Origin of the sequence: Rhizobium rhizoryzae (assembly GCF_011046895.1) — a bacterium.
In the GTDB taxonomy this organism is placed as follows: Bacteria; Pseudomonadota; Alphaproteobacteria; order Rhizobiales; family Rhizobiaceae; genus Neorhizobium; species Neorhizobium rhizoryzae.
In genome coordinates, this window is the sequence record NZ_CP049250.1 from 1787119 (window position 1) to 1809452 (window position 22334).

Consider the following 22334-nt stretch of genomic DNA (forward strand, 5'->3'; position numbering starts at 1 on the left):
CTTTTCACCGCAAAAGCGCGGTGACATGGCCCATTTTGCGGCCAGGACGCGACTCCGCCTTGCCATAAAGATGAACCAGCACATGCGGCCTGGAGAGCCAATCGTTCAACTGCTCGATATCGTCGCCGATGAGATTGGTCATGACACAGTCCGAATGCCGGGCAGGATTTCCAAGTGGCAAGCCCGCGACCGCGCGGATGTGTTGCTCGAACTGGGAGACCACGCAGGCCGCTTCCGTCCAGTGTCCCGAATTGTGCACACGGGGGGCAATTTCGTTGGCAATCAGCGTTCCATCGGCCATGACGAAGAATTCCATGCCGATCACGCCGACATAGGAGAGGCCGGAGAGCAGGCGCTCGGCTGCCTGTCTTGCCGCATCGGCCGTGGATGAACTGATTCTTGCAGGCAGGGTGGAGGTGTGCAGAATACCGTTGCGGTGCACATTCTCCGCCAGGTCAAAGGTCTCAATCTCGCCGCTGATGCTACGGGCGGCGATGACCGAAACTTCACGTTCGAATGGAACAAAGCTCTCGAGAATCAGCGGCACGCCGCCCATGGCATCGAAAACGCCTGCGGCACTCTCGTCCGCCGAGCGAAACACGCGCTGGCCCTTGCCATCATAACCCAGTCTGCGCGTCTTCAGGACGCCCTGGCCGCCGAAATCGGCAAGCGCCCTTTCGAGATCCTCTTGCGAGTCAACGGCGTGAAACCGTGCCGTCTCGATGCCGCACTGGTTCAGAAAGCGCTTTTCGTGCAGACGGTCCTGCGCCACTTCAAGCGCTTTTGCAGGCGGATAAACCGGTCGCGTTTTTGCCAGCGCTTCAGCGGCACCGACAGGTACGTTCTCGAATTCGTAGGTGACGACGTCGCAACTTGCCGCCAGCCGTTCCAGCGCTGCGGGATCATCATAGGCGGCCACGATCTGTTCGTTGGCAACCTGTGCTGCCGGACAGTCTGGCTGTGGTTCCAGAATGATGGTGCGGAAATTCAGCCGGGCTGCGGCCATGGCAAGCATGCGGCCCAACTGGCCGCCGCCGATAATGCCGATGGTGGAAAGCGTCATGGCGCCTCGTCGATGGGATAGTCTGCAACGGACGCCGTCTGGCGTGCGCGGTATTCATCCAGCCTGTCGGCCAGATCCGGATCGGACAGTGCAAGCACGGCTGCTGCGAGAAGGGCCGCGTTGACGGCGCCTGCGCGTCCGATGGCCAGCGTTCCGACGGGAATGCCGGCAGGCATCTGGACGATGGAATAAAGACTGTCCATGCCCGACATGGTGCGCGATTGAACCGGTACACCGAAGACCGGAAGAGCGGTGAGTGCGGCCACCATTCCCGGCAGATGGGCGGCACCGCCAGCTCCGGCGATGATGACCTGGAAACCTTCCTCCCGCGCGCCCTTGGCAAAGGCAACCATGCGGTCCGGCGTGCGGTGCGCAGATACGATGCGGGCTTCATAGCCGACATCCAGGGCATCCAGCATGTCTGCAGCGTTCTTCATGGTTTCCCAGTCGGACTGGCTTCCCATGATGATGGCAACCGGCGGTCTCTCCTGCGGCAAGCTCACGTCCTCCGTGCTCACGCGATGATGTCGGGAATGATCTGGTCTTCCAGCTTCGTCATCTTATCCTTGATGGCGAGCTTCTTTTTCTTCATCCGTTGGATGCGCAGGGCCTCGCAACCGGTCGCGATCATGGCGTTGATGGCGGCATCGTAGTCTTCGTGTTCCTGCCGGAGGCGCGCCAGCGCCAGCCTGATATCCGCCTGTTCCTGATCGGCCATCGTCTGTATGTCCCCACATTTTCAATCCGGTCTTTGTATCGCCGGGGAATGCAGGCATGCTCCTAGCATCAAACCTGCCAAGCGACTAGTAGATCGCGCAGTAAAAGCGTTGGAAAGGCTTTTGGCGACGCATCCAATCTTGCGCAAAGATAAGAAATGCTAAACCACTCGCAACGGTAAACCGCGCCTGTTGATCTGCCAAGGGGCTGAAAAGAATAGACAATTTTGACGGACGTTGAAAAGTTGTCCGTGCCCGCCTGTTTCACGACAGTTCACGCAGGGTCATGCATCTTCGGGGATTTATTCACATTTAATCAAGACCACCAATTTGCCACGGAGAAGCCCCTATTTCGCCTTCGACAAAGCAGGCGGATCATGTCACACTTCCTTCGCAAACCAAAAGCCGCTGGCTCAGGGGAGCTGGTGGCCGGAGAACAAAAGGAAGGACGTGCCACATGACCATTCAGGCTCATATCGCATCGCTCGAGAAGAAACATGGTGCTCTTGAGGAGGAGCTCCAGTCAGTTCTAGCGTCCCCATCCTCCGATGACACACAAATTGCCATGCTGAAACGGCGCAAGCTGCGCCTGAAGGATGAACTGGAACGCCTCAAAAAGACGAAGCACTGACGCTATCGCGATCGTTTATGGGTTTTTGAAGATTGATCGCCGCCGTGGATCGGAAAGATCCGCAGGCGGCGATCTCTTTGAAGAGGGGAGTTAAAGGGTCTCGCCCAGTGCTTCAATCGACAAGCCTGAACATTCAGGCCCAGAACTGGTCGAGCCAGATATTCAGCTTCTGGAATCCCTTGATATTCACGGAATAGATGCGGCGCGTGCCTTCGGACGTCACCGTGACCAGATTGCTGTCGAGCAAAGCCTTCAGGTGCTGCGAAACCGCAGGGCGGCTGATCGGCAGGCCTTCCGCCAGTTCGTTGACCGTGCGCGGGGCGCGCCTCAGCTCTTCCAGCAGGTGGCGACGATTGGGGTCGGCAATGGCTGCAAAAGGATCGGTCGACATGCAAGCACGCTACGCGAAGTTCATGCCCTCAGCAAGCGGATTTGTGCGGTGCGAAATGACCTTCTCGGCAAGCCTTCTCAGAGGGGCAGCGAGTCGTAGAGCAACTTGATCGCGGCGATCAGCCCCAGTCCGTAAGCGAGAGGATAAAACACGTCCGGCTTGAGCTTTTTGACGATGTATGCGCCCGCCATGGTGGAGATGAGAGCGACGGGGAGCAGCGTGAACGAAAGCGTCAGGTTTTTCGTATCGAGAGCGCCCAGCGCCACGTAAGGTATGACCTTCACCGCATTGACGATGGCAAACAGGCGAACGCTGGCGCCGGTGTAATTCTTCGGATCGAGCTTCAACGGCAGGGCGTAGATCTGGAAGGGTGGGCCGCCCGCATGGGCGACGAAACTGCCATAGCCAGAGATCGTACCCCAGAAGAGTGCCGGACCCTTGCGATGTCCGGTTGCTTCCACGGGCGTGGCACGATGAGGTCCATAGGTTTGATAGAAATAGCGGCTTGCAAACAGGATCATGGACACGGCGATGACGAAACGCAGTGCGTCATCCGGAACATAGGCCGATGTCGCCCAGCCGAGCGCGATGCCGATGATGCATCCCGGAAGCAGCGTCAGCAGCAGCTTCCGGTCGTTTAAGTTCCGCCAGGCATAGAGCGCGACCAGATCCATGATGATGAGGATGGGCAGGAAAATGGCAGCGGCGTCCACCGGGGTTACAACCATGGCCATCAGCGGCACGCCAATCAGCGCGAAGGCACCACCCAGCCCACCTTTGGACAGGCCAACGAGCGAAACCGCCGGAATGGCGGCGGCAAAAAAGATCGGGTCCGGTAGGGAAATGGCGAACATGAGGGATGACAGTTGATTGAAGGGCCTGTCCGGTCTATCGGACTCGTTGACCTATGACGAGCCTTGTCCGGATCAACTTGCATTTCAGAGTATGACGATGTTGAACGGTAAAGGCGCTTATCCGCCTGCCACACGAACTGGAGCCGATGATGACCCTTCCTGAAGATCGCTGCCGTCTTGTGCTGATCGTGCCGGCCATGGAAGACGACGACTCGCTGGCAGAGCAGTTGAGCCATGCTCTTCGGGGCGGTGACGTCGCATCCGTCATCCTGCCGCAATATGACAGCAATGACAGTGCATTCCAGAAACGGGCGGAGAAGCTGGTGCCCATCGTACAGGCAGCCGGTGCGGCTGCGCTGATTGCAGGCGATTCGCGCGTTGCCGGTCGCGTCAAGGCCGACGGCCTGCATCTGAGCGGCTCCATGGAAGAACTCAGCGAAGCCATGGAGAAGTTCTCGCCGAAGCTGATCGTCGGCTCTTCGACAGCAACGGACCGGCACACGGCGCTGGAAGTGGGCGAAGCGCGTCCAGACTACATCTTCTTCGGGCGCCTGGATGGCGATATCAAGCCGGAAGCGCATCCCAAGAATGTCGCTTTGGGCGAATGGTGGGCATCGATGATCGAGATCCCTTGCATCGTCATGGGCGGTACAGAGGTTGGCTCCGTGGTTGCCGTGGCTGAATCCGGTGCGGAGTTCGTGGCGCTTCGTACGGCAATATTCGATAATCCCGCCGGGGCGGCGGCCGCAGTTGCCGAAGTCAACGCAGTTTTGGACGAAAAAGCGCCACGGTTTGACGATTGAACATCGACATGCGTCGCACCCACCGTTCCATCAGGTCCAATTTGCTGAAACATCACCTTTTCCTTGCCGTGTCTGCGGCAGGCCTGATCTTCTGCTCTCCGGCATTCGCGCAGACCTCGGAGCGAGCGGTCACACGTCCCGTCGAGAACAATGCCGGGACTTTGCAAAAGGGAAGCCCGCCTGAAAAGGCTGGCGAAGGGGGCAAGCCGCCTGTGGAAGCCTATCCCTCCAGCGGCATTTCGCTGTTGCAGCGCATGGGGACGACGCTGCCGCCGCTTCCGCCGGAAAAGCCCTATACCGGCCCGGTCGATGAAGCCTATGGCGCCTTCCAGCGCGGTCTCTATCAATTGGCGCTGGAGAAGGCGCTCCCCCGTGCCGAGGCCGGAGATGCCGCCGCGCAGACGCTGGTGGCCGAGATGATGACGCGCGGGATGGGCATTCCACGTGATTCGAAAAATGCAGCCTTCTGGTATCAGCAGGCAGCCGAGCGCGGCGATCCTTCCGCCATGTTCCAGTACGCACTGCTGCTGATGCGCGGCAAGGATGTGGCGCGCGACAAGGCAAAGGCCGATGATTTCATGCGGCGTGCGGCAGAGGCGGGCAATGCCTCGGCGCAATTCAACTGGGCGCAGCTTCTCGTAGCCGATAATCCCGGTGAGAAGGGGTTACAGCTGGCGCTTCCGTTTTACGAAAAATCCGCTGGACAGGGGGTCGCCGATTCCCAGTATGCCGTCGCCCAGCTTTACCAATCACTTCCGGACGTGCCGCCTGAGAAGAAGGCCAAGGCGCGTGAATGGCTGGAGCGGGCCGCCAAGGCGGGGTTCGACACCGCGCAACTCGACATGGGGATCTGGCTCGTCAACGGTGTCGGTGGTGAGCGCGACTATGACAAGGGCTTCGAATGGCTGCGTATCGCAGCTTTGCGCGGCAATGTCGTGGCGCAGAACAAGCTCGCTCATATGTATGTCAATGCGCTTGGCACGCGTCCCAATCCGGTGGAAGCGGCCAAATGGTATGTTCTTTCTCGACGCGCGGGGCTCTCCGATCCTGTGCTGGAAGACTTCTATCTCGGCATCAATGACGAGCAGCAGAAACAGGCCATTGATGCCGCAAACCGTTTCCGGAGAGGCGCGCAGAAGCCATGACGAAAGGCGCATCTTAACCCTTGCGCCGAGCAAAACTCCGGTCGCACTTGAATTTCAGCCGGTTTTGTGGTTCTGAACGCGCCTATTCACGAAAATTCGCCAAGTTTCGTTCCCTGATGGATCGGGAACACACGCCGTTTACCCAAGGATTATCCGATGGCTCGCTCCGCCCTTCTCAACGTTATGGTTCAGGCAGCAATGAAAGCCGGCAAGTCACTTGCTCGCGATTTCGGCGAAGTGCAGAACCTGCAGGTTTCGGTCAAGGGTCCGGGCGATTTCGTTTCGCAGGCAGACCTGAAGGCGGAGAAGATCGTCTATGACGAGCTGATGAAGTCCCGCCCGACCTACGGTTTTCTGGGTGAGGAGAGCCAGGAGATCAAGGGCACGGACGGTGCGCATCGCTGGATCGTCGATCCGCTCGATGGCACCACCAACTTCCTGCACGGCATTCCACAGTTCGCGGTTTCCATCGCGCTGGAGCGGGACGGCGAAATCGTTGCCGGTGTCATTTTCAACCCGGCAACGGATGAGTTGTTCACGGCGGAAAAGGGCGGCGGTGCATTCCTCAACGATCGCCGCATTCGCGTGGCGGCCCGCCGCGTTCTTTCCGATTGCGTCATCGGCTGCGGCATGCCGCATCTGGGTCGCGGCAATCACGGCAAGTTCCTGGTCGAACTGCGCCATGTCATGGGAGAAGTTTCCGGCGTTCGCCGTTTCGGCGCGGCCGCTCTCGATCTGGCCTATGTGGCAGCAGGCCGTATCGACGGCTTCTGGGAAGTGGGTCTTTCTCCGTGGGACATCGCGGCTGGTCTGATCCTCATCCGCGAGGCGGGTGGTTTCACCTCCACGCTCAAGGGCGGCACCGACATGCTGGACGATGGCACGGTCGTTGCCGGTAACGAATTGATCCAGAAGCAATTGCTGGAAGTGACCAACCGTCCGGTGCCATCGCGCTGATTCGCGACGACGCTAGAACTTTGACGCTTGAAACATCTTCGGCCCGGTTGGCTGGCCGAAGATCCTAATGCATGTCGCGCTCAACCGGATTCGGTTGAGCGGAACGTACATGCATCAAGTCAAAGTCTTACAGCGTCGTTCGCGCGTTCAATCGAACGCGCCGCGCTGTAGTGGATTTTTCCGATATTCACTCGGGGATCTTTCGAACGGGCGGGATAACCTGCTCATTGCCCGAGAGCATCACTTCAATTTGTCTCATTTTTGAAATAGCCTCCCCACCACAGTTGCGTGGAGGTTGCGTGCATCATGGCGAATGATACCCTGGAAGATGTGAACGGGTCTGATCTGGCTCCCCGACACCACGGGTACAAACTTTCCAATCCGCTTCCCTTCATCTGGACCATGGTGATCTTCCTGATCATCATCGGCTTCATCGCTGCTATCCTTTATCGGCAGGCGCATACGGCATTCATGACCAATCCGGGCCTGAACGGGCTCATTCTCGGTGTGCTGGGCATCGGCATCATCCTGATCTTCAGCCAGGTCATCAGCCTCATTCCGGAGGTACGCTGGTTCAATTCCTTCCGTGCAGCCGGCAGCGCCGACAGGGTTGGCAAGGAGCCGCGTTTGCTGGCACCCATGCGCGCGCTGCTGGGGCGTAGCCGCCACGTGGCGCTGTCTGCCAATGTCTTGCGGTCGATCCTCGATTCCATCGGGACGCGACTGGATGAAACACGGGATATATCCCGCTATCTCATCGGCCTGCTGGTGTTTCTCGGTCTTCTCGGCACCTTCTGGGGATTGATTGGAACGATCGGCTCGATCAGCGAGGTCATCCAGGGTCTCGACCCGAATTCCGGCAACAACAATGACATTCTGACGGCGCTGAAAAGTGGCCTGACGGCGCCGCTGTCCGGCATGGGTACGGCCTTTTCGTCCTCGCTGCTCGGTCTTTCCGGCTCGCTGATCCTCGGATTTCTCGATCTCCAGGCCGGGCGTGCGCAGAACCGCTTCTACACGGAGCTGGAGAACTGGCTGTCTTCCGTCACCGACGTGAACTCCGAGAACGCCGTTGCCGACGTGTCCGGCCAGCCTTCGTCCGACGAACTGCGCCGCATGGTCGAGCAACTGCGCAAGCTGGTTGCGCTTCAGGCCAAGGGGCAGGCGCCTGGCGATGCAGGCTCGCAATCGGAACGCTCGATGGCAGCCATCAGCCAGCTTGCCGAAAGCATTCAGGGGCTGGTCAAGAACATGCGCAACGAGCAGCAGATGCTGCGCGATTGGATCGAGGCGCAGCAGGACGAGGCCAAAGCCATGCGCCGCGCGCTCGATCGCCTTTCCGACAAGATCGGGGAGAAATAAGCCATGGCGCTAGGTCGCAACCGGCGCCGCGAGCGCGGGGTCGATTACTGGCCGGGCTTTGTCGATGCGCTGTCGACGCTGCTGCTCGCCATCATGTTTCTGCTCACGGTGTTCGTGCTGGCCCAGTTTATTCTCGGTCGGGAGATCACGGGTCGCGATGAGGTCCTGACGCGTCTGAACAGCCAGATTGCCGAACTGACCGAACTGCTGGCGCTTGAAAAGAGTGGCAAACAGGATGCCGAGGATGTGCTGGCCAATCTTCAGGCCTCGCTCTCGGCATCTGAAACGGAACGCTCGCGGCTTCAGGCGCTTCTTGATCGCGGGGCCGGCTCCAGTGACGCGGCCAATGCCCGGATTGGTACGCTGACCGAACAGCTCAATCAGGAGCAGCAGGCAAGTGCGCGCGCCATGAGCCAGGTCGAACTGCTCAATCAGCAGATCGCCGCCTTGCGAGCGCAGATCGCCGCCGTCGAAGCGGCACTGCAGGCTTCTGAAGCGAGGGATCAGAACTCGCAGGCGAAAATCGCCGATCTTGGCCGGCGCCTGAATGTGGCGCTTGCCCAGCGCGTTCAGGAACTCAACCGCTACCGTTCCGATTTCTTCGGTCGGTTGCGGGAAATTCTATCCGACCGCCAGAACATCCGCATTGTCGGAGACCGCTTCGTGTTCCAGTCGGAAGTTCTGTTTCCCGTTGGCGGATCCGATCTCGATGACCGGGGTCGCACCGAAATGGACAAGCTCGCGACCGCACTTCTGGAACTTGCGCAGGAAATTCCCGCGGAAATAAACTGGGTTCTGCGTGTCGATGGCCATACGGACAATGCGCCTTTGAGTGGCACCGGGCGCTATCGCGATAACTGGGAGCTTTCCTCCGCTCGAGCTACATCCGTGGTAAAGTATCTTATTTCGAAGGGTGTGCCCGCCAATCGTTTGGTGGCAGCAGGCTTCGGCCAGTTCCAGCCGATTGCCGAGGGCGAAACGCCGGAAGCACGGTCGCAGAACCGCCGTATCGAGCTGAAGCTTACCGAGAGATAATCCGCTAAATAAGCAGTTTTCGAAACGTATTGGGCTCCACGTCTGCCCCTTGCCCTCTATTGACGTTTGCGTAAGAGTAAATGGAAATCGGGGGAGGGAGATTCACCGTGGAGTTTGATGTCATCGTCGTTGGCGGCGGGCTGGCGGGTCTGGTCGCAGCAACGGAAGCCACTGCCGCGGGCAAGCGCGTTTGCCTGATCGATCAGGAAGGGCCGCAAAATCTCGGTGGACAGGCTTTCTGGTCGCTGGGTGGCCTGTTCTTTGTCGATAGCCCGGAACAGCGGCGAATGCGCATTCGCGACAGTCTGGACCTTGCCCGTCAGGACTGGCAGGGTTCCGCTGGTTTCGATAGGCCGGAAGATCACTGGCCGCGTCTGTGGGCCGAAGCATATCTGCAATTTGCAGCGGGCGAAAAGCGGGCATGGCTGCACCAGATGGGCATGCGCTGGTTCCCGGTTGTCGGCTGGGCGGAGCGGGGCGGCTCCCAAGCACATGGCCATGGAAACTCGGTTCCGCGCTTTCATGTGACCTGGGGAACAGGGCCGGGCGTCATCGAACCCTTCGTCAAGCGCGCTGAGGCCGATGCGGACAAAGGTCTCCTGACGTTCAAGTTTCGTCATCAGGTCGACAACCTCGTCAGTCAAGCGGGGCGCATCACCGGCGTGTCCGGCACTATTCTTGCGGATGATCCGGTCTTGCGCGGGCAGAAGAGTTCGCGCGAGGCTGTGGGGTCCTTCGAATTCACTGCCGTTGCCGTCATCGTCGCATCGGGTGGCATTGGTGGAAATCACGACCTCGTCCGGCGCAACTGGCCCCGCGAGAGGCTGGGCGATCCACCGCAGAGCATGGTCAGCGGTGTGCCTCACCATGTCGATGGCCGGATGATCGGGATCACCCAGGCAAGCGGCAGCGCAGTCATCAACCCGGACCGCATGTGGCATTATACGGAGGGCTTGCGGAACTGGGATCCGATCTGGCCCAACCACGGCATCCGCATTCTGCCGGGGCCATCCTCCTTCTGGTGCGATGCGAATGGGGAGCGCCTGCCTGCGCCCGCCATGCCGGGATTCGATACGCTCGGCACGTTGAAGATCTTGCGAGATCGGGGATCGGATTACAGCTGGTTCATCCTCACCAAGGCGATCATCAAGAAGGAGTTTGCCCTTTCAGGATCTGAGCAGAACCCGGATCTGACGGGTAAGAATATCCGGCTTCTGTTGAAGCGTCTCGGCAAGGAGCCTCCCGCGCCCGTTCAGGCCTTCATGGACAAGGGCGAGGATTTCGTGGTGCGCAACTCGCTGGAAGAGCTGGTTGCGGGCATGAACAGGCTGACCGGTGAAAACAGGCTGGATCCCTCGCGCATTCGCCAGCAGATCGAGGCGCGAGACCGTGAAATTCTCAATAGCTTCTCGAAGGATGCGCAAGTCACTGCCATACGCGGCGCCCGAAACTATCTCGGCGACAAACTGATGCGCACGGCCAAGCCGCATCGTTTGCTCGATCCGGCAGCAGGCCCGCTCATCGCGGTGCGTCTGCATGTCCTGACGCGCAAGACGCTTGGCGGCATCCACACAGATCTCAATGCGCGCGTGCTGGGGGCGGATGGCGAGGTCGTGCCGGGGCTTTATGCCGTTGGCGAGGCCGCAGGTTTCGGCGGGGGCGGCCTGCACGGGTACAATGCGCTGGAAGGGACATTTCTCGGCGGCTGCCTGTTTTCGGGCCGCATCGCCGGGCGACATGCGGCAGCCTGAGCAGGGGAAGCCAGAGAGGCGGCGTAAGCTGCCTCTCTGGCCTTTTTGTTGAGGGTCGTAGACTTAATCCATCGTCACATTGGCGCTCTTGACGATGGGTGCCCATTTCGCCAGCTCCGCCTTCACATGGTCGCCCAGTTGCTCCGGTGAGGAGGCAACGATGGAGGCGCTGAATTCCTTCATGCGGTCGGCCACGGCTGGCGTTGCGAGCGCTGCCTTCGCGGCTGCGTTCAGGCGGTCCACCACGGGCTTGGGCGTGCCCTTTGGAGCAAAGAGAGCGTTCCAGGTATAGGTCTCATAGCCCGGGATGCCAGCCTCAGCCATGGTCGGAACATCCGGGAAGGATGGTGCGCGCTGTGATGTGGTGACGGCGAGGGCGCGCAGTGTTCCGGCCTTGATGTGACCGGAAGAGGAGGGAAGGTTGTCGAACATGATCGGCACCTGATTGCCGATGACATCGTTCAGTGCAGGACCGGCGCCCTTGTAAGGCACGTGCTGCATGTTGACGTTCGCCATGCTGTTGAACAGCAGGCCCGACAGATGCAGCGGCGTTCCATTGCCGGACGAGGCATAGCTGTACTTGTCCGGATTGGCCTTCAGAAGCGCCAGCAGTTCGGCAACATTCTTCGCGGGAAGCTGCGGATTGACGACCAGCACGTTCGGAACGACCACCAGCAGCGAGACTGGAGCAAAGTCCTTTTCGGCATCGTAGGGCTTGGCCTTCAGCATCAGCGGGTTCAGTGCATGGGTGGCGACGGTTCCCATGAGGATGGTATAGCCATCCGGTTCGGCACGGGAGACGTTGGCCGCTCCCAGGCTTCCGCCAGCGCCCGCGACGTTCTGGATGATGACCTGCTGGCCAAGATCGGCAGACATGCGCTCGGCAATGACGCGAGCAACCACATCCGTTGAGCCACCCGCCGCGAATGGCACGACGAGCGTGATCGTACGTTCCGGAAACTGCGCGCTGGCGCTGCTTGCGGCAAAAAGGCCCGTCATCAGGCCAGCGGCCAGAATGGATTTGAGAAACTTCATCCGATCATCCTCCCGTAAATGGTCAAGCCAGCAGACGGTTCTCCTCCACGCCTGCCAGATGCGCGGAATTGTTGTCGCACGGATGCACAACACAACGGAAATACGACGATCGATCGGAAGGCACGCGCCAGACAATCTGCGAATGGGTGATTTTCCACCCATGCACAGCATTTGCCGGGTGGATTTCCACCCAACGTCCGGCCTTGCTTATTGCGCGGCGATGAAGCTCTGGCTGCCAGCCTCGAATTGTAGTTTGGCAAGGCTGGCATAGAGGCCGCCCTTCGCAACCAGTTGCTGGTGCGTTCCTTCCTCAACGATCCGCCCGTTCTCCATGACCAGAATGCGATCGGCCTTGAGAATGGTCGCGAGGCGATGAGCAATCACGATGGTCGTGCGGTTCTGCATCAGACCATCCAGTGCCTTCTGCACCAGCGTTTCGCTTTCGGCATCCAGCGCCGAGGTGGCTTCGTCCAGAAGCAGTACGGGTGCATCCTTGAGGATGGCGCGGGCTATGGCAATGCGCTGTCTCTGGCCGCCGGAAAGGGTAACGCCACGTTCGCCTGCCATGGTGTCATAGCCGTTTTCGAGACGGGAAATGAACTCATCCGCCTGCGCCGCAATCGCCGCCTGCCGAACGGCCTCGCGCGTGGCATTCGGCTGTCCGAAAGCGATGTTGTCATGGATGGAAGCGGCAAAGATGGTCACATCCTGCGGCACGATGGCAAGACGCGAACGAAGTTCTGCAAGCCTTGCCTCGCGCAGATCGACGCCATCGAGGCGAATTGCGCCGGATGTCGGATCATAGAAACGCATCAGCAGGGCAAGAAGCGTGCTCTTGCCAGCGCCGGAAGGGCCGACGACTGCGACTGTTTCACCCGCAGCGACCGTGAAGGACAGCTGCTCGATGGCTGCGGCATTGGTCCGTGTCGGGTAGATGAAGCCAACCTTGTCGAAGCTGACTTCGCCGCGTGCGGGGGAGGGCAGGGAAACCGGATGCTGTGGATCGCGAATCGCCGGGACTTCGCTCAGCAATTCGCTGAGGCGCTCCGCCGCGCCACCAGCCTGCGAAAGCTCTCCCCAGACCTCGGAAAGTTGACCGAGTGAGCTTGCGGCGATGACTGAATAGAGAACGAATTGCCCAAGCGTTCCGGCGGTCATGGTGCCGTTCAGCACGCTTTGTGCGCCGTACCACAGCACGCCGACAATGCTGCCAAAGACCATCAGGATGGCGAAGCCGGTGAGGAAGGCCCGTGACCGGATGGCAACGCGCGCTGCGTCATAGGCCGCTTCGACGGTCGAGGTGTAGCGCGCGCTCGCGGCCTGTTCGGCGCCGAAGGCGTGAACGGTCCGATTGGCCGATATGGTCTCAGACGCGAAGGCGGAGGTTGCAGCCAGCGTATCCTGGGCCGCGCGCGCACGGCGGCGAACGGAGCGCCCGAAACCCACCAGCGGGAAGACGATCAGCGGAATGGCGCCCAGAACCAGAAGCGAGAGCTTCGGGCTCGTCAGGATCATCATTGCCATCGCGCCAAGACAGAGGATGACATTGCGCAGGGCCTGCGAGGCGGCGGAACCAAAGGCGGACTTGATCTGTGTCGTATCCGCCGTCAGGCGCGAGACGATTTCACCGGACTGGTTGACATCGAAGAAGGAGGCCGAGAGCGCGGTGACCCGCTGGAAGACTTCTGTGCGGAGATCGGCAACGACGCGTTCACCGATCGTGATGACATAGTAGTAACGCATGGCGCTCGACACCGCGAGAAGCACGGCCAGCGCCAGCAACATGGCAAAATAGCTGTTGATGAAGCTGCCGTCTGCCGCCGCGAAACCATGATCCACCATGCGGCGCACGGCCAGCGGCAACATCAGCGTTGTTGCCGCCGCAAGCGCCAGAAACACGCCTGCAGCCGCCACCATCTTCCTGTAGCGCATGACATAGGGCATCAGGCGCAGCAGAGGCTGGGGGGAGCGGCGCGTCTTCTCGGCTTTCATCGGGCATTTCCGTCTGGCTTGGCCACAAAACAGGGCTGTTCAGCCCGTTTGCGGGTACTTGTGCTTTGGGAGACCTTCCTGTATAGGCTCCGCATCGAATTGGGAAGCCGTGGCCTTGACCGGTGCACGGCTTCATTTACGGAATAGGGTCGCTCGCTGCAATTGCGACATAAAGACCCCGCAAAGCAGGAACTGTGTCATGAAGGCGAACATCCATCCCGACTACCACAAGATCAAGGTTGTCATGACTGACGGCACCGAATACGAAACCTTCTCCACGTGGGGTTCGGAAGGCGCAGTGATGAACCTGGAAATCGATTCCAAGTCGCATCCGGCATGGACCGGCGGCAGCCAGCAGCTGATGGACCGCGGTGGCCGCGTTTCCAAGTTCAACAAGCGCTTCGGCGGCCTCGGCCTCTGATCTTGAGCCGGATCATGCATCCGGTTCTCTGACGATATCCTGCCGCCCGAGGCGAAAGCTTCCGGGCGGTTTTCTTTTTTGTCCGAAAGCCGGTATCTCGGCTTTCGCAACATGAAGAGAATGCTCATGTCTTTTGCCTTTTCGCGGTCGCTGACCTCGCTTTTCGTCGCAGGCTCCCTGTTTCTGTCCACTGCACCGGTCCATGCCGAAGGCAATCAGGCCAGCCTGGTCATCGATGTGAAAACCGGCCAGGTGCTGGAAGCTGACCGTGCGACGGAGCTGCATTATCCGGCTTCGCTCACGAAGATGATGACGCTCTACATGACGTTCGAGGCGCTTCACTCCGGCAAGTTGAAATGGACGGACCGGATCAAGATTTCCGAGAACGCCAATAACAAGGAGCCGTACAAGTTTGCGATCGGTGCCGGAAACACGATCAGCGTGCGCGAGGCGGTCGAAGGCATGATCGTGATCTCTGCCAATGATGCCGCAACCGCCATGGGCGAGTATTTCGGTGGCACCGAAGAAGGCTTTGGAAAGTTGATGACGGTAAAGGCGCGCCAGCTCGGCATGGCCAACACCGTCTTCAAGAATCCCGCCGGACTTCCCGACCCCGAGCAGGTGACCACTGCTGCCGACATGGCGAAGCTTGGCATGGCGCTGATGCGCGACTTCCCCGAAGACTTCAAGATGTTTTCCGCGCGGTCCATCCAGTTCCGCAGCATGAAGATCCGCGGTCATAACGGCGTACTGAACACCTATCCGGGCGCCAGCGGAATCAAGACAGGCTATACGGATGCATCCGGATACAACCTGGTGACCTCGGTTTCGCGAGGAGGGCGCAGTCTCGTCGGTGTCGTGCTCGGTGGAAAGACGGCTCAGGAACGGGATGAGACGATGAAGGTTCTCCTCGATCGCTTCCTGCCGGCTGATCCGACGGCTGTTGCAAAGCGTCCCGGTGCGGATGTCGTTGCTCCTGCAAAGACAGCGACGGTCAAGACGACCGTTGCCCAGCCCTGACACTATCTATTCGAGCAAAGAAAAAGCCGCGTCGCCCTTCATGGGCATCGCGGCTTTTTTCATGAACTTCTTCGTTGGGCTCAAGCGCCCTTGAAGGCCGTCCGTAGGAGATCGAGCTGCGCGCGAACGCTGTTCTCGTTGTCCGGAACGATGGCTTCCTGCGGGCGATAGATTTCGCGATCGAGAAGCGCAACGCGGTTCTGCAGACGCAGCGAACGCTCGACAAGATCACGGAAGGCTTCCGGAAGATCACCCCAGCCCGGCGCCATGCGATCGACATTGAAACCGTCGAGGCGAACCTTGTTCTTTTCGGCAAGCACCTGATCGTAGCTCATTTCGCCATTGTTGACGGCGCGCTGCAGCAGCAGCCACGATGCCATCTGCATCAGGCGGGTGGTGAGCCGCATGGATTCGGCTGCGTAAAGCACAGTCGCGACACGCGGCAGCACCTTGGACGCGGCGCGGCCCGGGCCATCCAGATAAGCGGCGGTCTCTTCGACCAGCGACATGCCTTCCGTATACAGCGCCTTGAACTGCGACGAGCTAGCGGCGCGGCCTGCGAAACTGACGGTATTCAATACCTGCTCTGACATCGAGATAATCCTGCTAACGCATCCACTTGATCAGGCAATGACGAAACCACTCAAAAGGTTCCGCTCTCGCTTCTTTCTGCAACAGAAGATGATCCCACTAGCGCAAATCCGCAAGGCGTTTCTTAAAGAAGGGTTAATTCCCACAGTTTACAAGCATAGACACAAAAAAAAGAGCCGCGGGAGCGGCTCTCAAGGTAAAACAGGGAGAATCAGACCAAATCGCCGATTGGAGAAACTGTCTGAGACCAGGAAACCCGGTCGAGATCATCATTACTGAAAATGCTTAATGGCCGATTAATAGGTTTACACGCGGTATAAATTCTTCGCGAGCAGCCATTCCAGTCTGGATCAGATCTGTCCCATAACGCCAAGTAACGCCACTTGTGATCGAAACCCTGCTCAAGTGATTCGTACGGTTGCAAACATGAAGCGCGATGAGGCGCTTTGTCTCACCGCTTGAAGAAGTCTTCCGCCGCTCGGCGTCCTGCATCCTTCTGCGCGCGCTCTGCCTTCAAACGGACGATTTCCGCCTCGAGCAAAGCGACCCGCTTGTCCAGCTCGTCCGCAGACAAGAGTGAGAGGTCGCAGCCGATTTCGTGTTGCGTTACCTTTTTCGGGCGGTCGTCGTCGAAGATGCTCATTGTCCGGTTATCTCCAGAATTCGGGAATGGCTTCCTGCAGGCGAGGGCCGATTCGAAGCGGGGCAATCTTTTCCGCAAGCCCGGTGCTGTCGGATATTTCCACGCCAACGCCACAGATCGTTGCGGGACCGCTCGCGGCCTCGAAACGCCCCTTCGGCATCTTGGAAATGAAACGGTTCAGCGGCTCTTCCTTCTCCATGCCGAGCGATGAATCGTAATCGCCGCACATGCCAGCATCGGACATATAGCCGGTTCCACCGTTCAGAATCTGGTGGTCGGCCGTCGGAACATGCGTATGGGTGCCGACAACGAAGCTGGCACGACCATCGACGAAATGCCCGAAGCACTGCTTCTCGCTTGTTGCTTCCGCATGGAAATCGAAGACGATGGCGTCCGCCTGTTCCTTGAGCGGGCAAGCGTCGAGAATGGCTTCGGCGCTCTTGAAGGGATCATCCAGCTCCGGATGCATAAACACGCGGCCCATGATGTTGGCGACCAGAACGCGCGCGCCGTTGCGGGCGTAGAACAGACCGGAGCCGCGACCGGGGGTGCCAGCCGGGTAATTGGCAGGGCGCAGGAACTGATCGTGACGGCCAGCAAAGGACACGGCTTCCTTCTGATCCCAGACATGGTTACCGGTGGTGACGACATCGGCTCCGGCATTGATCGTCTCGAGATAGATATCTTCGGTGATCCCGAAGCCGCCCGCAGCGTTCTCGCCATTGACGATCACGAAATCAAGTTTGAGGTCCGAGATGAGGCCGGGAAGGCGATCCCAGACGGCAGTGCGTCCGGTCTTGCCTACCATGTCGCCGAGAAAGAGAAGTCGCATGCCAATCCGTTCAGCTGTTCAGGCGTCTCAGGCCACTTTCTGTGAGGATGCCGTGAAGACGCATATCGTGAGGTTCTGCGGGTACTGATGCCACTTTCTGGCAATCGAAGGCAATGCCGATCAGACGTGGATGCAAGCCTTTCCTGTGCAAACGGTCGATTGCGCGGTCGTAATAGCCGCCGCCATAGCCAATGCGATGGCCGGTCCTGTCAAAGGCTGCCAAGGGTACGAGCATCAGCGAAGGGTCGAGTTCAGCGCAGTCGGCACCCGGACCGAAGGTGCCAAATCCCATCGGCACCAGAGGACGGTCCGCATGCAGTTCGCGAAACACGATGGTCGTCTTGTCGAGGATAACCGGTAGACAAAGAATGGCGCCGCGTGACTTGAGGCCTGCCATCAGCGGTCTGATATCCGCCTCGGACCGGATCGGGAAAAAGCCGGACACGATCATGCCCGGCTCCAGTTCCAATTCCTTGAGGCCAGTCTCGGCGATTGCCAGGCTCTTCTCGATGCGTTCTGCCGGCGCCAGCTGATTGCGGGCGGCCAGCCGCTCCGCTCTCAGAAGGGCCTTCGCCTCGACATTGCCGGTCATGCCTCGACCGCTGCCTTCTGCACCAGAAGCTTGTCGATGCGCCTGCCGTCCAGATCGATCACTTCGAAGGACCAGCCATTCCAGTTAAATCGCTCACCCAGTTCCGGCAGGTGCTTCAACTCGTCCAGCACGAAGCCGGCAACGGTCTCGTAATCCGGATCTTCCTTCATGGAGAAACCCATCTGATGGGCAAATTCATCGACCGGCATCCAGCCAGCAACGAGGAAGGAGCCGTCATCCCGCTGAACGATTGCAGGCTCTTCGACCTCGTCTTCCTGGAACACGCCGGTAATGGCCTCAAGAATATCGCCGGAGGTTACAATGCCTTCGAAATGGCCATACTCGTCATAGACCAGAACCATATGGGCGCTGGACTTGCGCAGAGCCTGGATCACGTCGATGGCGCCCGTGAGGTCGGAGACCACGGGAGCCTCGCGCATGCGGTTGCGAATGTCCGGATCCTTGCCTTCGGCAATTGCCTCGTAGGCATCCTTCACGAACAGAACGCCGAGAATTTCGTCGGACGAGCCGTTGCGAACCGGTAGCCGGGATTTTTGCGTGTTCCTGAGCTGAGCGCGGATTTCCGCCGGATCGTCCTCGATGTCGACGACTTCCACATCGCGGCGCGGGGTCATCAATCCGCGAGCGGTCCGGTCTGCGAGGCGCATGACACCGGAGATCATGGCCGATTCTTCGGTCTCGATCACGCCCGCGATCTGCGCTTCGGCAAGAACCGTGCGAATTTCCTCATCGGTCATTCGCTCCTCGGATTCGCCCTTCTGACCCAGGAGCGCCAGGACGCTTCGACCGGAGGCATCCAGCAGCCACACCAGGGGAAGCGCGAGCTTCGACAGAAGCACCATCATCGGTGCAACGCGCGCTGCAACGATTTCCGGGGCCCGCAGCGCGATCTGCTTCGGCACCAATTCGCCAACAATCAGCGAAAGATAGGTGATGGCCACAACGACTGAGCCGACGCCGAGGCCATCCGCCCAGCCTTGAGGAAGGCCCATGGACAGAAGCCAGGCGGACAGGCGAGCCCCGAGGGTTGCACCGGAGAAAGCGCCTGAAAGGACGCCGACGAGCGTAATGCCGATTTGAACGGATGAAAGGAAACGGCCAGGGTCTTCCGCCAGCTTGATGGCTTGCGCGGCGCCTCTGTTGCCTTGTTCGGCCATAACCCTCAGGCGCACGGCACGGGAGGAAACGACAGCCAGTTCGGACATGGCCAGTACGCCGTTAAGGATGGTGAGAAGAACGACGATGGATATTTCGGTTAACAAGTGACTCTCATTTGTTGCGCCAGAGCCAAGGCCACCTTGAATAAAGCGTGGCAGGCCCGGGCCGACTCGAACATCCGGTCGACCCCGCCGCGCAAACACATGGAAACTGTTTCGGTTCCCTGATGAAGGCCACGGCTGACGTTAGGAGCGCGATATTATCGGTGGCGCTGCGCCTTGGCAATGCGCTCAGCCAGTTTGTCCGAGTTCCAGAGCGAGTTCCGCACGCGTTCCGCGTGTGACGTCCGCATAGGCGATGGAGCTTCCAAGCGTAGCCGCCATCGAACGGATGATGCGGCTGCCGAGCCCTGTTCCCTTGGGGGTGGATCCTTCGACAAGGCCAACGCCGTCATCTTCCACGGCAAGGAGGGCGGTGCCGTCACCCGAGTGTTTAAGATGCACGCGCACCTCGCCGCCAGAGCCCACGGGGTAGGCGTATTTCAGGGCGTTGGTCAGAAGTTCGGTCACAATCATGCCAACGGAGACCGCACGATCCGATGTCAGCGATACGGCATCGGCATCCAGCGAAATGGATGGGCCTTCGCTACCCAGATTGACGGAGCGGTGAACCTCCTGCACCAGAGTGGCAAGATACTTGTCCATCTCCACATGCCGGACATCGTCGGATGTATAGAGACTGCGATGCATGCCTGCGATGGCGGTGATGCGGGCCTGCGTCTCCGTCAGGGCGTCGCGCACAGCCTCATCCTTGCTGCTCGTCACCTGAAGGCGGATCAGAGCGGCGACAAGTGCCAGACTGTTGGCAACCCGGTGGTTGACTTCTGCCAGCAGAACTTCCGCGCGTTCTTTTCCGCGGCGGATTTCCTGTTCCGCAAGCTCCTTCGCCCGGTGCAGTTCCGCTGTGGCGATGGCCTGGCGCAGCGCGCTTTCCATCAGAGACCAGAATTCCTCGCCGACAGTCTTGATCACATAATCTGCGGCACCGCTTTTCAGCGCATCGACGGCAATCGTCGCCTCGCTCGATCCCGTCACGTAGATTGTCGGGATCGAAAGGCCGCGTTCCTTCAACATGCGCAGAATGTCGAGACCTGTCTCGGATCGCAGATAATGATCGAGGACAATGGCATCGTAATGGTTGGCGTCCAGTGCCGCGAGGCAGGCGGCACCGTCCATGACATGCTCCACCGTATAGCCGACGCGACCGAGCGAACGCTGGGCCAGGCGGCCAAGCGCTGCATCGTCGTCAACGTAGAGGATGGTCTGCGACATTGTCTCCACGCGACATCAAGGGATCTGCATGACGGAAAAGAACAGGCCCAACTGCCGGATGGCATTGGCAAAACTGTCGTAATCCACGGGCTTGGTAATGTAAACATTCGCGCCAAGATCGTAGCAGCGCTGAATCTCGCGCTCGTCATCCGTCGTCGTCAGGATCACCACCGGCAGGCGCTTGGCATGCGGGTTGGACTTCACCTTCTCCAGAATATCGATGCCCGACATGTCCGGCAGGTTCAGGTCGAGAAGGATGAGGATATACCTGTTCTGGATATTGTCGCCGGTGCGGTCGGGGCCGAGAATGTAGTCGAGAGCGGCGTTCCCGTTGGTAAAGGGAATGATCTCGTTGTTGACGCCCGCCCGGCGCACGTTCTTTTCAATCAGGCGGGCATGGCCTTCGTCATCCTCGACCATGACGATTGTGACTTCGCGTCCTGCAGCTTTCATACCCCGTGACTCCTGACATACTGGGAAAGATCCATCGGCAGGCGCACAATGAAAGTTGAGCCGCCGCCGAGCGTGGAGGTGACCGTAATCTCACCTCCTAAATTTCTAACTAATGATCTGACATGGGCGAGGCCGATGCCTTCGCCCGGGCTGTCCTGCAGTCCCGACCGACGGAAGAGCTCGAAAACCCTTTCATGATCTTCCGGCGCTATGCCTCGACCATTGTCCTGTACTTCGATGCGCAGCGCGGTTCGACCGACAGCATAGGCTTTGACAACCAGTTGCAACGGACGCTGCGGGCTCTTGTACTTCACCGCGTTGTCGAAGAGATTGCCGAAGATCTGTTCGAGCGAGAACTTGTCGGTGACGAGGTTGCGCGCCGCCTGGGCGGAGATGCTGACCTCACCATCACCATCGGTTACCTGATGATTGATGCTGGCCGCCGTTGCTTCCAGAAGCTCCTGCAGGTTCACCGGTTCCGGCTTCAATTCCCTGCGCCCATCGCGCGAGATTTTGAGGATGGCGTTGATCAGCCCGTCCATCTTCTTCGTGGAGGAGCGGATGAAGGAGATTGCTTCCGGCAGATCCTCTTCCACGGCGAGGCGTGCCTGCTGGATCTGATCGTCTGACAACTTGTCGCCATCCGCCAGGACATAGGCGCGGATCGATTTCAGTGTCTGGTCCAGTTCACTGGTGAAGCCCATGATGTTGACGAGCGGCGCACGCAGATCATGGCTGACGATATAGGCGTAGCGCTGGATCTCGCGGTTTGCCTGCATGAGGTCCTCGGTGCGCTCATCGACCCGCTCTTCCAGCCCAGCATTCAGCGCTTCAACCTCACGATGGGCGTGGGACAGCTCTCGAACGTGTTGTACGACAACGAGAATGGCTCCGCCCACAACGATCATGATGACAATGCCGCCGCCCACTGTCGCCCATTGCAGCGTGCCAGCGGTGCCGTTGAGCTCCTGAATCCCAGTACTCAGCCGTTCATCCAGATCGCGGATAAGGGTGATCAGCAGGCTGCTGATACTGTCCATTATTTCGCGGCCAGTTGCTTCGCGGACGAGCGTGATCGCCTCGTCAAATCGATCCGCCTCGGCGAGATCAAGCGTGCGTTTCATTTCAGCCAATTTCGCATCGAGCAATTCGTTGAACTGCTCCACCGGAAAATGCACCGCCGTCTGACCGTCGTAGGCTTTCTGGAAACGGGATCGAGACGCGGCAACCCGCTCGGTTGCCGCCAGATAGGGTTCGAGAAACTCTTGGTCACGGCTTAGCAGAAAGCCACGCTGCCCGGCTTCTGCCGCCCGCAGCAACAGCATCATGTCCGCTGAGGAACTTCTCAAGTCGCGCAGACGCACGACGTCGGCAAAGTAGCTTTGCGTCGAGCGCGCCAGATAAACGGACGAAACGACGATAGCGGCCAGAACGGCTGCGCCAACCATCAGCATCAAAAGCGACGAGCGCGCGAATTTTGTATTTGTGAATGGCATATATGAGAGAACCCTACCCCGAACGGGGTAGTTGGTCCTGC

Annotated in this window: 24 protein-coding genes; 9 read left to right on the forward strand and 15 right to left on the reverse strand. The window is 59.4% G+C overall.

The genetic code is table 11. The annotated features are described in order from the left end of the window. Window positions 1–4 precede the first annotated feature (4 nt). Genes G6N80_RS14530 through G6N80_RS14540 form a run of 3 tightly spaced genes read right to left on the reverse strand, consistent with a single transcriptional unit; the run spans window position 5 to window position 1781 of the window. Complete coding sequence (locus G6N80_RS14530; RefSeq protein ID WP_062555704.1) at window positions 5–1063, reverse strand: 5-(carboxyamino)imidazole ribonucleotide synthase; 1059 nt, start codon at window positions 1061–1063, stop codon at window positions 5–7. Then, window positions 1060–1560 carry a 5-(carboxyamino)imidazole ribonucleotide mutase gene (purE, locus tag G6N80_RS14535; RefSeq protein ID WP_137133540.1) on the reverse strand — a complete coding sequence of 167 codons (501 nt, stop codon included), beginning with the start codon at window positions 1558–1560 and terminating at the stop codon, window positions 1060–1062. The genes G6N80_RS14530 and purE overlap by 4 nt, the downstream gene beginning before the upstream one ends. Before the next feature lie 17 nt (window positions 1561–1577). Continuing rightward, window positions 1578–1781, reverse strand: coding sequence for a YdcH family protein (locus G6N80_RS14540; RefSeq protein ID WP_062555703.1), 204 nt, complete (start codon window positions 1779–1781; stop codon window positions 1578–1580). A gap of 455 nt (window positions 1782–2236) precedes the next feature. Between G6N80_RS14540 and G6N80_RS14545 the strand changes: the two genes are divergently transcribed. After that, window positions 2237–2410, forward strand: a complete 174-nt coding sequence (locus tag G6N80_RS14545) for a YdcH family protein (RefSeq protein ID WP_082547245.1) — start codon at window positions 2237–2239, stop codon at window positions 2408–2410. A 133-nt stretch (window positions 2411–2543) separates the two neighbouring features. Here the strand turns inward: G6N80_RS14545 and G6N80_RS14550 are convergent, their stop codons facing one another. Together G6N80_RS14550 and G6N80_RS14555 are read right to left on the reverse strand one after the other, a co-directional pair. Then, on the reverse strand, window positions 2544–2801 hold the full coding sequence (locus G6N80_RS14550; RefSeq protein ID WP_062555702.1) for an ArsR/SmtB family transcription factor: 258 nt from the start codon (window positions 2799–2801) through the stop codon (window positions 2544–2546). A gap of 77 nt (window positions 2802–2878) precedes the next feature. Continuing rightward, window positions 2879–3655 carry a sulfite exporter TauE/SafE family protein gene (locus tag G6N80_RS14555; protein ID WP_165134742.1) on the reverse strand — a complete coding sequence of 259 codons (777 nt, stop codon included), beginning with the start codon at window positions 3653–3655 and terminating at the stop codon, window positions 2879–2881. Window positions 3656–3804: 149 nt separating this feature from the next. Between G6N80_RS14555 and G6N80_RS14560 the strand changes: the two genes are divergently transcribed. The 6 genes from G6N80_RS14560 to G6N80_RS14585 all read left to right on the forward strand — a co-directional run bounded on the left by G6N80_RS14560 (window position 3805) and on the right by G6N80_RS14585 (window position 10708). Continuing rightward, the gene (locus tag G6N80_RS14560; RefSeq protein ID WP_165134745.1) at window positions 3805–4458 is read left to right on the forward strand and encodes a thiamine phosphate synthase; all 654 of its coding nucleotides are present in this window, start codon (window positions 3805–3807) and stop codon (window positions 4456–4458) included. Window positions 4459–4466: 8 nt separating this feature from the next. Continuing rightward, window positions 4467–5603, forward strand: coding sequence for a tetratricopeptide repeat protein (locus G6N80_RS14565; RefSeq protein ID WP_165134748.1), 1137 nt, complete (start codon window positions 4467–4469; stop codon window positions 5601–5603). 156 nt (window positions 5604–5759) lie between these two features. Beyond that, window positions 5760–6560: an inositol monophosphatase family protein gene (locus G6N80_RS14570; protein ID WP_165134766.1), complete on the forward strand. Its 801-nt coding sequence runs from the start codon at window positions 5760–5762 to the stop codon at window positions 6558–6560. Between the two features lie 306 nt (window positions 6561–6866). Beyond that, entirely contained in the window at window positions 6867–7922 is a 1056-nt protein-coding gene (locus G6N80_RS14575) for an OmpH family outer membrane protein (protein ID WP_165134769.1), read from the forward strand. Window positions 7923–7925: 3 nt separating this feature from the next. Next, window positions 7926–8957 carry a peptidoglycan -binding protein gene (locus G6N80_RS14580; protein WP_062555697.1) on the forward strand — a complete coding sequence of 344 codons (1032 nt, stop codon included), beginning with the start codon at window positions 7926–7928 and terminating at the stop codon, window positions 8955–8957. Between the two features lie 107 nt (window positions 8958–9064). Further along, window positions 9065–10708 carry an FAD-binding dehydrogenase gene (locus tag G6N80_RS14585; RefSeq protein WP_246251411.1) on the forward strand — a complete coding sequence of 548 codons (1644 nt, stop codon included), beginning with the start codon at window positions 9065–9067 and terminating at the stop codon, window positions 10706–10708. A gap of 63 nt (window positions 10709–10771) precedes the next feature. On the opposite strand, the gene G6N80_RS14590 is transcribed toward G6N80_RS14585, so the two are convergent. Next, window positions 10772–11707 (reverse strand): Bug family tripartite tricarboxylate transporter substrate binding protein, encoded by a 936-nt coding sequence (locus tag G6N80_RS14590; protein WP_246251498.1) that lies wholly within the window; start codon window positions 11705–11707, stop codon window positions 10772–10774. A 243-nt stretch (window positions 11708–11950) separates the two neighbouring features. Beyond that, entirely contained in the window at window positions 11951–13735 is a 1785-nt protein-coding gene (locus G6N80_RS14595; protein ID WP_062555694.1) for an ABC transporter transmembrane domain-containing protein, read from the reverse strand. A 199-nt stretch (window positions 13736–13934) separates the two neighbouring features. On the opposite strand from G6N80_RS14595, the gene rpmE reads away from it, so the two are divergent. Continuing rightward, the gene (gene rpmE / locus G6N80_RS14600) at window positions 13935–14156 is read left to right on the forward strand and encodes a 50S ribosomal protein L31 (RefSeq protein WP_062555693.1); all 222 of its coding nucleotides are present in this window, start codon (window positions 13935–13937) and stop codon (window positions 14154–14156) included. Window positions 14157–14282: 126 nt separating this feature from the next. After that, window positions 14283–15176 (forward strand): D-alanyl-D-alanine carboxypeptidase family protein, encoded by an 894-nt coding sequence (locus G6N80_RS14605; protein WP_165134778.1) that lies wholly within the window; start codon window positions 14283–14285, stop codon window positions 15174–15176. Between the two features lie 80 nt (window positions 15177–15256). Here the strand turns inward: G6N80_RS14605 and rcdA are convergent, their stop codons facing one another. The 8 genes from rcdA to G6N80_RS14645 form a co-directional block, all read right to left on the reverse strand. After that, a complete protein-coding gene (gene rcdA, locus G6N80_RS14610; protein ID WP_062555692.1) occupies window positions 15257–15769 on the reverse strand; it encodes a protease adaptor protein RcdA in 513 nt (170 codons plus the stop codon). 449 nt (window positions 15770–16218) lie between these two features. Next, window positions 16219–16410, reverse strand: coding sequence for a DUF1192 domain-containing protein (locus tag G6N80_RS14615; protein ID WP_062555691.1), 192 nt, complete (start codon window positions 16408–16410; stop codon window positions 16219–16221). A 7-nt stretch (window positions 16411–16417) separates the two neighbouring features. After that, window positions 16418–17242: a TIGR00282 family metallophosphoesterase gene (locus G6N80_RS14620; RefSeq protein WP_165134781.1), complete on the reverse strand. Its 825-nt coding sequence runs from the start codon at window positions 17240–17242 to the stop codon at window positions 16418–16420. A 10-nt stretch (window positions 17243–17252) separates the two neighbouring features. Then, complete coding sequence (locus G6N80_RS14625; RefSeq protein WP_165134784.1) at window positions 17253–17834, reverse strand: 5-formyltetrahydrofolate cyclo-ligase; 582 nt, start codon at window positions 17832–17834, stop codon at window positions 17253–17255. Further along, entirely contained in the window at window positions 17831–19060 is a 1230-nt protein-coding gene (locus G6N80_RS14630; protein ID WP_246251499.1) for a hemolysin family protein, read from the reverse strand. Before G6N80_RS14630 ends, G6N80_RS14625 begins: the two co-directional genes overlap by 4 nt. Before the next feature lie 243 nt (window positions 19061–19303). Continuing rightward, window positions 19304–20344: a sensor histidine kinase gene (locus G6N80_RS14635; RefSeq protein ID WP_165134790.1), complete on the reverse strand. Its 1041-nt coding sequence runs from the start codon at window positions 20342–20344 to the stop codon at window positions 19304–19306. Between the two features lie 15 nt (window positions 20345–20359). Continuing rightward, the gene (locus G6N80_RS14640) at window positions 20360–20797 is read right to left on the reverse strand and encodes a response regulator (protein WP_062555687.1); all 438 of its coding nucleotides are present in this window, start codon (window positions 20795–20797) and stop codon (window positions 20360–20362) included. Next, window positions 20794–22293: a sensor histidine kinase gene (locus tag G6N80_RS14645; protein WP_156379261.1), complete on the reverse strand. Its 1500-nt coding sequence runs from the start codon at window positions 22291–22293 to the stop codon at window positions 20794–20796. Before G6N80_RS14645 ends, G6N80_RS14640 begins: the two co-directional genes overlap by 4 nt. Window positions 22294–22334: the final 41 nt, after the last annotated feature.